Origin of the sequence: Mesorhizobium sp. CO1-1-7 (assembly GCF_020164885.1) — a bacterium.
In the GTDB taxonomy this organism is placed as follows: Bacteria; Pseudomonadota; Alphaproteobacteria; order Rhizobiales; family Rhizobiaceae; genus Mesorhizobium; species Mesorhizobium australicum.
Map to the genome: position 1 here is coordinate 195,915 of NZ_JAIUHA010000012.1, position 11,557 is coordinate 207,471.

11 protein-coding genes and 1 tRNA gene are annotated in these 11,557 nt (G+C 63.5%); 3 read left to right on the forward strand and 9 right to left on the reverse strand.

Annotation, left to right across the window (positions count from 1 at the left end; all coding sequences use genetic code 11):
- Positions 1–104: 104 nt before the first annotated feature.
- The 4 genes from LB516_RS25400 to rpmH form a co-directional block, all read right to left on the reverse strand.
- The gene (locus LB516_RS25400) at positions 105–323 is read right to left on the reverse strand and encodes a hypothetical protein (protein WP_015314392.1); all 219 of its coding nucleotides are present in this window, start codon (positions 321–323) and stop codon (positions 105–107) included.
- 374 nt (positions 324–697) lie between these two features.
- Positions 698–2,518 (reverse strand): membrane protein insertase YidC, encoded by a 1,821-nt coding sequence (yidC, locus tag LB516_RS25405; RefSeq protein WP_015314391.1) that lies wholly within the window; start codon positions 2,516–2,518, stop codon positions 698–700.
- Positions 2,519–2,532: 14 nt separating this feature from the next.
- Complete coding sequence (rnpA, locus tag LB516_RS25410; RefSeq protein WP_015314390.1) at positions 2,533–2,886, reverse strand: ribonuclease P protein component; 354 nt, start codon at positions 2,884–2,886, stop codon at positions 2,533–2,535.
- A 14-nt stretch (positions 2,887–2,900) separates the two neighbouring features.
- Positions 2,901–3,035: a 50S ribosomal protein L34 gene (gene rpmH / locus LB516_RS25415; RefSeq protein WP_008833937.1), complete on the reverse strand. Its 135-nt coding sequence runs from the start codon at positions 3,033–3,035 to the stop codon at positions 2,901–2,903.
- Between the two features lie 277 nt (positions 3,036–3,312).
- Between rpmH and LB516_RS25420 the strand changes: the two genes are divergently transcribed.
- Together LB516_RS25420 and LB516_RS25425 are read left to right on the forward strand one after the other, a co-directional pair.
- Positions 3,313–4,800, forward strand: coding sequence for an ATP-binding protein (locus tag LB516_RS25420; protein ID WP_140660125.1), 1,488 nt, complete (start codon positions 3,313–3,315; stop codon positions 4,798–4,800).
- A gap of 259 nt (positions 4,801–5,059) precedes the next feature.
- A tRNA-Arg gene (locus LB516_RS25425) sits at positions 5,060–5,136 on the forward strand.
- A gap of 77 nt (positions 5,137–5,213) precedes the next feature.
- Here the strand turns inward: LB516_RS25425 and LB516_RS25430 are convergent.
- From LB516_RS25430 to LB516_RS25450, 5 genes are all read right to left on the reverse strand, one after another.
- A complete protein-coding gene (locus LB516_RS25430; RefSeq protein WP_224720566.1) occupies positions 5,214–6,872 on the reverse strand; it encodes an FAD-binding dehydrogenase in 1,659 nt (552 codons plus the stop codon).
- A 39-nt stretch (positions 6,873–6,911) separates the two neighbouring features.
- Positions 6,912–7,898: a Gfo/Idh/MocA family protein gene (locus LB516_RS25435; RefSeq protein WP_224598012.1), complete on the reverse strand. Its 987-nt coding sequence runs from the start codon at positions 7,896–7,898 to the stop codon at positions 6,912–6,914.
- A gap of 124 nt (positions 7,899–8,022) precedes the next feature.
- Entirely contained in the window at positions 8,023–8,598 is a 576-nt protein-coding gene (locus tag LB516_RS25440; RefSeq protein WP_015314386.1) for a YceI family protein, read from the reverse strand.
- A gap of 69 nt (positions 8,599–8,667) precedes the next feature.
- Complete coding sequence (locus LB516_RS25445; protein WP_224720567.1) at positions 8,668–9,240, reverse strand: cytochrome b; 573 nt, start codon at positions 9,238–9,240, stop codon at positions 8,668–8,670.
- A 59-nt stretch (positions 9,241–9,299) separates the two neighbouring features.
- Positions 9,300–10,190, reverse strand: coding sequence for a LysR family transcriptional regulator (locus LB516_RS25450; protein WP_224720568.1), 891 nt, complete (start codon positions 10,188–10,190; stop codon positions 9,300–9,302).
- A gap of 96 nt (positions 10,191–10,286) precedes the next feature.
- Between LB516_RS25450 and LB516_RS25455 the strand changes: the two genes are divergently transcribed.
- On the forward strand, positions 10,287–11,282 hold the full coding sequence (locus LB516_RS25455; protein ID WP_140660120.1) for an aldo/keto reductase: 996 nt from the start codon (positions 10,287–10,289) through the stop codon (positions 11,280–11,282).
- Positions 11,283–11,557: the final 275 nt, after the last annotated feature.

An 11,557-nucleotide genomic window follows, 5' to 3' on the forward strand; every position in this document is an offset into this window, starting at 1 on the left:
GACGTGATGTCATCTGAAGAGCGAAGGCGTTTCGGTGGCATTCGCTCTCCCGGCTCCGGCAGACCATCCGGTCTTCCTCGGCAGCCCACGTCGATCGCGCAGGCTTATTGGTTGGTTCGCCCGGTCTGCCGGGGATTGACGCCGCCTTGGGGCGTGGTGTCGTTATCGACATCTCCCTTGAAAGTGTTCTCGCCGTCCAGTTCCTCGTCCTCGTCGAGAAGATTGCCTCCCTTGATCGTGCCCCTGGAGGCGCCGATTCCGGGATTTTGCTTCAAATCCTTGTTGGTGGGCTTGGCCGTCTTTGGGTGAATGTTGCTGCTCATCGGAATGCCTCTCTGCAAGTTGCATGTGATGAGGTCGATCCGCTGCACTGCCTTGAATTTGGATGGGTGCGCCGACCTGATCCTCTCACGCGGGAGCTTAGGAAGCCTTTTGCGCGAACTCTTGAACGCAGGATAAGTTCCATGCGGAACAATCCGGCAGCGGCGAGGGCCGGCTGATTTGCCGGCAATAACGGAGACCAGGAAATGCCGACTCGGTGCCTGTTTTATCGCGTGCCGGACCACCGCATCGCTGAAACTAAAAGGCTGGGCCCTGTAGAACACAGGACCCAGCCGTCAAATCTGTTTGCTTGCCGAGACCGTCCAACTTTATGGCTCAGTCGCTGGGGCGGGCTCTCTTGCCAAAGAGGCGCCGGCTATTCCGCCGGTGACGGTTTCTTGCGGAACAGCGCCACCAGATTGTCCCACAACTCGATCTTGGCGCCCTGGCGCTTCATGATCACGCCCTGCTGCAGGATCGACAGCGTGTTGTTCCAGGCCCAGTAGATGACGAGACCCGCCGGGAATCCGGCCATCATGAAGGTGAAGATGACCGGCATCCAGGTGAAGATCGCAGCCTGCGTCGGGTCCGGCGGCGTCGGGTTCATGCGCATCTGCAGGAACATGGTGACGCCCATGATCAGCGGCCACACACCGATCATCAGCATATGCGGCAGCGTGACCGGAACCAGCCCGAACAGGTTGAAGATCGAGGTCGGATCGGGCGCGGCCAGATCCTGGATCCAGCCGAAGAACGGCGCATGCCGCATCTCGATGGTGATGTAGAGCACCTTGTAGAGGGAGAAGAAGACCGGGATCTGCAGCGCCACCGGCCAGCAGCCGGCGAGCGGATTGATCTTCTCGGTCTTGTACAGCTCCATCATCGCCTGCTGCTGCTTCATCTTGTCGTCCGCGTATTTCTCGCGGATCTCGAGCATCTTGGGCTGCACCTTCTTCATGTTCGCCATCGACGCGTATGACTTGTTGGCGAGCGGGAAGAAAATGGCTTTCACGATGACCGTGGTGGCCAGGATCGCCAGCCCGAAATTGCCGAGGAACTTGTAGAGCGTGTCGATCAGCCAGAACATCGGCTTGGTGATGAAGTGGAACCAGCCCCAGTCGATCAAAAGGTCGAACCGCTTGATATGGCGCTCTTCGGCATAGGCGTTGATCTTGCCGACTTCCTTGGCGCCGGCGAAGATTTCGGTCTCGACGGTCGCCGACTGGCCGGCCTCGACATTGATCGGGTCGGTCAGGAAGTCGGACTGGTAACGGTGGCGGCCATCCTCGAAATACGCATAGCGCGGCTGGAACGGCTGCTTCTCGGTCGGCACCAGCGTGACGGCCCAATATTTGTCGGTGATGCCGAGCCAGCCGTCGGTCGACTTGCCAGGCTGGTACTGCTTGTCCTTCTCGACCGAGGCGTATTTGTGTTCCTGCAGGCCTTCCGTGCCGGTGAAGCCGATGAGGCCTTCATGCAGCACATAGGTGCTGGCGACGGCCGGCTTGTCGTAGCGCGTGACACGGCCATAGTTGAACAGCGAAACCGCGCTCGAGCCTGAATTCTGCACCGTGTCCGACACGGTGAACATGTAGTTTGCGTCGACGGAGAAGGTGCGCTTGAAGGTCAGGCCCTTGTCATTGGTGTAGGTGAGCGTCACCGGCGTCGACGGGGTCAGCGTCGGATTGCCGTCCACGCTCCACACCGTCTCCGCACCCGGCACCGCGCCGGTCTTGTCGTTGCCGACAAAGCCGATCTCGGCGAAATAGCCGGTGGGCAGCGCCTGCGGGTTGAGCAGCTCGATCTCGGGCGAATTCTTGTCGACCGTCTCGGTGTAGTGCTTGAGCTTGAGGTCGTCGAGCCGCGCGCCGGTCAAATTGATCGAGCCCTCGAGGCTCGGCGTGTCGATCTTGACGCGCTTGGATGCCGCCAGCGCCTGATCGCGGCCGGCCACGGTGACCACGTCACCACCGGGCGCGTTGGGAATGGCGCCCGGGGTGGTCGCGCCTGGGGCCGGTGTCGATGCGCCCGGATTGGCCGCATCGGCCGCCTTCTTCTGTTCCTCGACGCGCTGCTGCTCGATCTTGGCGGCCTCGCGCTGCGCCTCGCTGCGCGGCAGCACGTAGAAGTACTGCCATACCGCCAGGATCAGCACCGACAGGGCGATGGTGATGAAGAAGTTCCGGTTGTTTTCCATCGAGAGCCCTTGGCCTATCGTGTTCCGCGAAGTCGGCGGGAGAGTTCGGCCTTCAACTGGCCGAAAGGGGCGCGCAGCGCATCATCGCGCCCGACGATGACATAATCATTGCCGGGCACCATGTCATCTGCGGCATGGACGCGGACGGCTTCTTTCAGCCGCCGCCTGACGCGGTTGCGCACAACGGCGTTGCCGACCTTCTTGGTGACGGTGTAGCCGACGCGCGGCACCCCGCCATCGCCGCGGTCGAGGACCTCGACGAGGAAAAACCGTCCGCGTCGCTTTTCACCACGACGGACGGCCAGGAATTCCGCGCGTTTCAGAAGCCGCTCGGGATTTTGCCCCACTGGCTTGCCGGTTGCGGGCAACGATCTCGTCTCGCTTAGGCGCTGAGCCGCTTGCGGCCGCGGTTGCGGCGAGCTGCGACGACGCCACGGCCACCCTTGGTGGCCATGCGGGCACGGAAGCCGTGCCGGCGTTTGCGGACGAGTTTGGACGGTTGGTAGGTACGCTTCATTTGTTTTAATACCGCGGGGTGCGGCCCTTCTTGATTCTGTCACTTTGTAACAGGAGCTTTGCCGGGCCGGTTTTGGCGCGATCGAAACCGCGCCGGGACGAATGGCCCGAGCGTGAGCGGGCTTATAGAAAGAAGGGTTTTGGAAGTCAATCCGGCGTCGGCGCCCTAAAGACGCACCTGTTTTGGAGCATCTATTTTTCCGACCAAGGGAGAAATTGGCAAAAAAGCCGTAATCGCCTAATCTTGGCTGATCAAGTGATTGTGAAGATCGAGTCGCATGAACGAAGCCAGCCAAGCAGGGGAAGGGACCGGACCGGCGTCAGCCGCTGTCCGCACGGTACCGCTGTCGCGTGGTCTGTCGACGAAGCTGCTGCTGCTCACCATCGTTTTCGTGCTTTTGGCCGAAGTGCTCATCTTCCTGCCCTGGATCGCCAGTTACCGGCTGAGCTGGCTCAAGGAGAGGCTGAGCACGGCCGCAGCCGTGTCGATCGTGCTGGTGCAGGGCGAGTCGACCTCGCTGTCGCGTACGGCCCAGAATGACGTGCTGATGGCGATCGGCGCCAAGGCGATCGCGGTGCGCGACGGCGGCGTGTCGCGGCTTCTGGTGGTGGCCGACATGCCGCCGCAGGTCGACGAACACATCGATCTCGCCAGCGTCGGCATGATCAAGGGCATGACCGGCGCGCTGGATACGCTGTTTTTCGGCGGCGACAGGATGCTGCGCGTCTTCGGGCCGGTCGGCGACAGCGACAAGGAGTTCGAGCTGATCATGCCGGACTATTCGCTCCGCAAGGCCATGCTCATCTATTCGCGCAACGTCGCTTTCGTCTCGCTATTGATCTCGCTGTTCACGGCCATGCTGGTCTATGCCGCGATCGACCTGATCATGATCGGGCCGATCCGTACCATGACGCGCTCCATGCTCTCCTTCTCGGAAGCTCCCGACGACCCTGGACGGATCATCCGCCCCGCTGCTCGTTCCGACGAGATCGGAGTGGCCGAGCGCGAACTGTCGCAGATGCAGGAGCGGCTGCAAAAGATGCTGGCCGAGCAGAAGCATCTGGCCGACCTCGGTCTCGCCGTGTCGAAGATCAACCACGACATGCGCAACATCCTGGCCTCCGCCCAGCTGATGTCGGACCGCCTGCGCCTGGTCAAGGATCCGACCGTGCAGGCCTTTGCGCCGAAGCTTCTGCGCGCGCTCGACCGCGCCGTCTCCTATTCGGAGGGTGTGCTTCATTACGGCCGCACGCAGGAGCCGCCGCCGTCGCGCCGCAGGGTGAGGCTGCGCCAACTGGTCGAGGACGTGCACGGCCTGCTCGACATCGAGCAGGGCATCGAGTTCATCAACGCGGTCGAGATGGCTTTCGAGGTGGATGCCGATTCCGACCAGCTCTTCCGGGTGCTCACCAATCTTTGCCGCAACTCGGTGCAGGCGATGGCGGCCGATACCGAAAGCGCCGTGGTGCGGCGGCTGGCGGTCTCGGCCGAGCGCATGGGCAGCGTCAGCCGCATCGCCGTCACCGACACCGGCCCCGGCCTGCCGCCGAAGGCGCGAGAAAACCTGTTCGCGGCCTTCCGCGGCTCGGCACGCAGCGGCGGCACCGGTCTTGGCCTGGCGATCGCGCATGAACTGATCAGGGCGCATGGCGGCACGGTGGAATTGGTCGAATCGATCGGCGGGCGCACCACATTCGCCGTCACCATCCCCGACCAGCCGGTGCGGCTCGACCAGGCCCGTGGCAGCCTGCGCCGCCCGGCCTGACGGCTTCCGTACCGTTGCCCCAAGATTACCACCTTGCGGACCCGTCGCTCTCTCCAACAGTTCCCGATCGCCAGGATCAGGCCGGTCACAGCGGCTCAAATGGCCGGGATGAGCGCCGGCATCGCCGCATGACAGGCTTGCGACAAAACTTTTGCCGGATCGGCTTGCTTTTCGCGAATTCAGTCGTTAGGGAACTGCACACATTCGCGGCCGGTCTTTCGGACCGGATCGCGGGGCTGTCGAAAACATGGCCTGATGCGCGCCCGTAGCTCAGCTGGATAGAGCACCAGACTACGAATCTGGGGGTCAGGAGTTCGAATCTCTTCGGGCGCGCCAAATCTCCTAAGCCGCGGTTTATTGGGTGCACGGTCGATGGCAGCGGCTCAGCCAAATGCCGGCAGCACGCCGCTGTCTCACCCCACTGAGCGTGCCGCCGCCCGGCCGGCGCTGCGGCCCGAGAAGATACAGCCGCCCAGGAATGTGCCTTCGAGCGCCGCGTAGCCATGCACGCCGCCGCCGCCGAAGCCCGCCACTTCACCGACCGCATAGAGGCCCGGCACCGGCTGGCCGCCGGCATCGAGCACGCGGCTGTCGAGATCGGTCTGCAGGCCGCCCAGCGTCTTGCGGGTCAGGATGTTGAGGCGCACCGCGATCAGCGGTCCGTTCGCCGGGTCGAGCATCTTGTGCGGCTTTGCCGTGCGGATCAGGCGGTCGCCGAGATAGGCGCGCGCGCCGCGCAGCGCGGTCACCTGCATGTCCTTGGAGAACGGATTGTCGAGTTGCATGTCGCGGGCGCGGATCTCGCGCTCGACCGTTGCGGCGTCAAGCAGCGGTTCGCCGCCGGCCAGCGCGTTCATGCGCGCGACCAGTTTCGAAAGATTGGCCTCGACGATGAAGTCCTCGCCCTTTTCCATGAACGCCTTGACCGGGCCGGGAATGCCCGACGTGGCGCGACCGAGCACCTGGCGCCAGCTTTTTCCCGTCAGGTCGGGGTTCTGCTCCGAGCCCGACAGCGCGAATTCCTTCTGGATGATCTTTTTCGTCAGGATGAACCAGGAATAGTCGAAGCCGGTGCTCATGATATGGCTAAGCGTGCCCAGCGTGTCGAAGCCGGGATAGAGTGGCACTGGCAGGCGTTTTCCCCGGGCATCGAGCCACAGCGAGGATGGGCCGGGCAGGATGCGGATCGCATGGTCTGTCCAGATCGGCGCCCAGTTCTTGACGCCCTCGACATAGTGCCACATGCGGTCGCGGTTGATGACCCTGCCGCCGGCGTGTTCCGATATGGCCAGCATGCGGCCGTCGACATGGTCCGGCACGCCGGTGATCATGCGCTGCGGCGCGTTGCCCAGCCGCTTGGGCCAGTTTTCCCGCACCAGCCGATGGTTGGCGCCAATGCCGCCGGAGGCGACGATCACCGCCTGCGCTTGCAATGCGAAACCGCCTGATACGTCGCGCGGACTCCTGTGGCCGCGCTCGACAGGGCTCGGTTGCAGGATGTCGCCCTGTACGCCGGTCACGGCTGCACCCGTCCGCGTCAGGGCATTGACCCGGTGACGAAACCTGAAGTCGATCAATCCACGCTTTTGCGCCTCGCGCACGCGCAGCACGAAAGGTTCGAGCACGCCGGGACCGGTGCCCCAGGTGATGTGGAAGCGCGGCACCGAATTACCGTGGCCGATGGCGTTGCCGCCGCCGCGCTCGGCCCAGCCGACGACAGGAAAGAATTTCAGCCCGCGCTCGATCAGCCAGGAGCGCTTCTCGCCGGCGGCAAAGCCGACATAGGCCTCGGCCCATTTGCGTGGCCAGTGGTCTTCCGGCCGGTCGAAGGCGGCGGTGCCCATCCAGTCCTCGAGCGCCAGGTCATGGGAGTCGCGGATGCGCATGCGCCGCTGCTCCTGTGAATCGACGAGGAAAAGCCCGCCGAACGACCAGAACGCCTGGCCGCCCAGCGATTGCTCCGGCTCCTGGTCGACGATGATGATTTTCTTGCCCGCTTCCGCAAGCTCGGCGGCGGCAACCAGTCCGGCAAGGCCGGCGCCGACAATGATCACATCCGCGTCGTCAGCCATTTTTCCTCCCCAGGATTAGCCGGCTATGTAATACGGGTTTCAGACGGTCTCCCAGCCGCCTGTGTCGCCGGCGCGGAAGATGGCGTCGATGACTTTCTGGTTGAGCACGGATTCTTCCAGCGTGAAGACGCGCTCCTTGCCGCCAAGAGCTGCCCGCGCGAAGGTCTCGACCTCGAGCCTGTATTGCTGCGTGCCGGGGAAGCGGAACACCTGCGCCTCGGTGTGGTTCTGGTTGTGCAGTTCGACGCGGTGATGGTCGTAGAGCCCGGCATTGAAGGGCGAGAACAGTTCGATGAAACCCTTCTCGCCGTGGAACACCATCATCTGCCGCGCCGCCATCTGCGTCGACAGGTAGAAGGACAGCTCGAAATCGCCGAAATCGGCGCGGATCGATGAATAGATGTCGGTGCCGAATGTCTTGTCGCGCTCGATCGTCGCCTGTACGCGCAGCGGCTCCTTGCCGGTCGAGAAGCGTGTCGACACGGTCGGGTAGACGCCGATGTCGGGCAGCGCGCCGCCGCCGAGATCGAGCTTGTTGCGCATGTTGTTGGGGTCGACATTGTAGTAGGAAAACGCGCCCTGCACATGGCGCAGCCGGCCGATGGCGCCGCTGGCGATGAGATCACGCACCTTGATCCACTGCGGGTGGTAGATGACCATGAAGGCTTCGCAGACCAGCACCTTCTTCTGGTCGCGCAGCTTGATCAGCGGCGCGATGTCCTTGGCATCGAGTGCCAGCGGCTTTTCGACCAGCACATGCTTGCCCGCTTCGATGGCTTTTGCAGTCCATTCGACATGCTGCGAGGTCGGTAACGGGATGTAGACGCCATCGACCTCGTTGGAAGCGAGCAACTCCTCATAGGAGCCGAAGGCATGGCGCGCGCCAAAGCGGTCGCCCAATGCCTTGGCCTTCGCTAGGTCGCGGCTGGCGATCGCCGACAGCACGCCGTTCTCCGCTTCGACGATTGCCGGCAACAGCTGCTCGCGGCCGATCTTGGCCGTCGACAACACACCCCATCGGAACATCACGCTTCTCCCTATAGATTACAGGCAAGGAGGTTTGCCTGAAATCGCTGGAAAAGCCAATGCAGGTCGCTAGGTTCCTCGCCCCACGAAAGCGGGCAAGGAATCCAGGCACCTCAGCCGCGCGCTAGCCCCTTTTCCCGGTCAGCGTCATGTCGAAATCGACGACGTTGGAATAGAGCGGCGTGCCGACATCCATGCCGTAGCGCGAGCGCAGCACCTTGCCGGTGACATGGAATTTGATCGTCCCGCCCTTCAACCCGTCGAGCTCGGCGGTGAATTTTTCCGGAAACGTCTTGCCGCGCGCCGTCAGCCTGCCGGTGACAAGGGCCGACGTGTCGCCGGTGCGGGTCACGCTGGTCGAGCGGAACTGGATTTCGGGACTGTTGGCCGCGTCGAACACCGCGTCGGAGCGCAGGAACGCATCGATGCGGCCTTGGCCGGTGCCCACGCTTTCGGGATAGATGGTCAGGTCTACCTTCGAACGGCCGACATCATTGTTGTCGATGCGGATCATGCCCTTGAAACGGGCAAAGGCGCCGTCGAACCCGCCGCCGCCGGCCTTGCCGATGGTGAAGCGGATCGCGGAGCCAGTTTGGCTGATCGTATAGCTGCCGGCGGCATCGCCGAGCACGACCGCCGCATAAACAGGCATGGCTAGGCAGGCGGCGGCAGCCGCCAATCCGAGGATTCGCGCACGCATTGGGTTGTTCCTTGTTAGGAGGAAGCGCTCTCTGGCGTCCTCACCCCACAAACGAGACCAAGGCGCGTTCTATTCCCCGGCTGACGAAGGCGTGATCATACGCGTGAGCACCCCGTCGCGAAGCAGGAAATGATGGCGCAGGGCCGCCGCGACATGCAGGGCGGCAAGCGCCGCGCCGGCATAGGCGAGATACCAGTGTGCCGACGTCCAAAAGCTTTCGGCGGCATCGGATTCGGCGAGCGGCAGGTTCGGCATGACGAACAGGTTGAACGGCATGCTGGGAATCTCCAGCGTCGAGACCGACACCAGTGCCCAGCCTGATAGGGGCAGGGCGACCTGGAAGGCATAGAGCGCCAGATGCGCCAGCGGCGCCGAGCGGCGCTCCAGGGCGCCGACAGAAGGCGGCAAGGGCGGTGCCGCATTGCCGAGCCGCCAGGCTATACGCAGGATGATGAGCCCCAGCAGCAGGAAGCCCAGGGATTTGTGCAGCTGGATCAATTCGAAGGCCGTGCGTTGGCTCGGGGTCCTGACCATGACGAAGCCGAGCATGAACTGGCCGATGAAGATAATCCCGATCAGCCAGTGGAGGACGATGGTTGCCCATCCATAGCGGGTCGCGGTGTTGGTGATTGAAGCCTGCATGCGAGGCGAACGTTGGCGCGGCCAGCTTTCTTCCCCTTGCCGACGAGGAGGAGAGTTGCCTACCCACCCGCCTTGAAGAAATCGACGAAAGCCCTCAGCGCCGGCCGCATCTGGCGGCGGCTCGGGTAATAGACGAAGAATCCCTGGAAGGGTGGGCACCAGTCCTCCAGCACGCGGATCAGCCGTCCATCGGCGAGCGGCGCGCGGACATAATCCTCGAAAACGAAGGCGAGCCCGGCGCCGTCGATCGCGGCCTGGGCGATCAGATGGTCCTCGTCGAGGATCAGCGGCCCTTGCACAGCCATTTCGACCTCCTCGCCGTCCTTTTCGAATTCCCAGCGGTAGAGGATGCCGCTGGAGAAGCGGAAGCGGATGCAGCGATGCTCGGCAAGATCGCGCGGGTGGCGGGGCCGGGGCCTGCTCTCGAAATAGGATGGCGCGCCCACCACCGCGCCACGAATGTCCGGCCCGATGCGCACCGCGATCATGTCGCGCTGCAGGCTCTCGCCGAGCCTGACCCCAGCATCGAAACCGCCTGCCACCACGTCGGTGAAGCGATCCTCGATGATGATCTCCAGCACGATGTCGGGATAGGCCGATGCAAAGGCGCTGAGCCGTGGCGTCAGCACCAGATGCGCTGACGTGCGCGGCACGCTGAGCCGCAAGTTCCCGGCGGGCCGGTCGCGCGCCTCGACGGCCGTCTCCAGCGCCAGGTCGATCTCGGAAAGCGCCGGGCGCAATCGCTCCAGCAATTGCGCGCCTTCCTCGGTCGGAGCGACACTGCGCGTGCTGCGCGCCAAAAGGCGCACGCCAAGCCGTGCCTCCAGGCTGGAGACCGCGTGGCTCACCGCGGAGGGAGCTATCGCCAGTTCCCTGGCCGCGCCGCGAAAACTGCCGCATTGGGCAACGGTTGCCAGCACCGCGAGCTGTGAGAGATGTGCTCGATTCATTGATCTATTTCATGGAATGACCTGTACGAACAAGAGCCGATTATCGAACGTGCTGCAAGGCGTTATTTCCTAGGCATCACAACAAGGAGATGCGTGATGAAAACCCGCAAGCTAGGAACTGAACTCGAAGTCTATCCGGTCGGCCTCGGTTGCATGGGCATGAGCTTTGCCTATGGCGGCCAGCCGGAAGCCGAGGCGATCGCCACCTTGCACCGCGCCGTCGAGATCGGGGTCAACTTCTTCGACACGGCCGAGGTCTACGGCCCCTACGAGAACGAGATCCTGCTGGGCAAGGCGCTGAAATCGGTTCGCGATAAGGTGACGATCGCGACCAAATTCGGCTTCAAGATCCTGGAGGAAGGCACCGGCATGGATCGCATGGCCGGTGTCGACAGCCGTCCCGAGCACGTCAAGGCCGTCGCCGAGGCGTCGCTGAAGCGGCTCGGCACCGATGTCATCGACCTCTACTACCAGCACCGCGTCGACCCGGACGTGCCGATCGAGGATACGGTCGGCGCCATGGCCGAGCTGGTGCGCGAGGGCAAGGTGCGGGCGCTTGGCCTGTCGGAGGCAAGTGCCGCCACCATCCGCCGGGCACACGCAGTGCACCCGATATCAGCAGTGCAGAGCGAATACTCGCTGTGGAGCCGCGACCCGGAAGACGAGACATTCGCCGTCTGCCGCGAGTTGGGCATTGGTTTCGTGCCCTACAGCCCGCTCGGCCGCGGCCTGCTCACCGGCACCATCGCGAGGCCGGAGACCCTGAGCGACGACGATTGGCGCCGCACCTTGCCGCGCTTCCAGGCCGACGCCATGGAAGCCAACGCCAAGGTGATCGCCACGCTGGAAAGGATGGCGATGGAGAAGGGCGTCACCTCGGCGCAGCTGGCGCTGGCCTGGGTGCTGCACCAGGGCGACTTCATCGTGCCGATCCCGGGTGCGCGAAAAATCCGCCATTTGGAGCAGAATACGGCCGCGGCTGACATCGTGCTCAGCGCGGCAGAGGTCGCGGCGATCGGCGATGCGCTGTCGCCCGACAAGGTTATGGGCAAGCGCTATACGGAGGAGTTGCTGGCGCTGGTGAATGGGTGAAGGTGGAAAAGGGCGCGCCCTTTTATGCAGCGAATTAAAGGGCGTTGGCGCGAGGCACCCCCCTCTGTCCTGCCGGACATCTCCCCCGCAAGGGGGGAGATCAGATGTCAGTTCGGCTTTCGCCAGTCTTCCACGCTGCAGGAAGGGCGTAGCGAGTGAAACTGCCAATCTCCCCCCTTGCGGGGGAGATGTCCGGCAGGTGTCCGAACCGGATAGATAGGTAACAGAATGGACCGATAGCATGGGTGACAGTTTTCTTGTCCGCCGGAGGACCG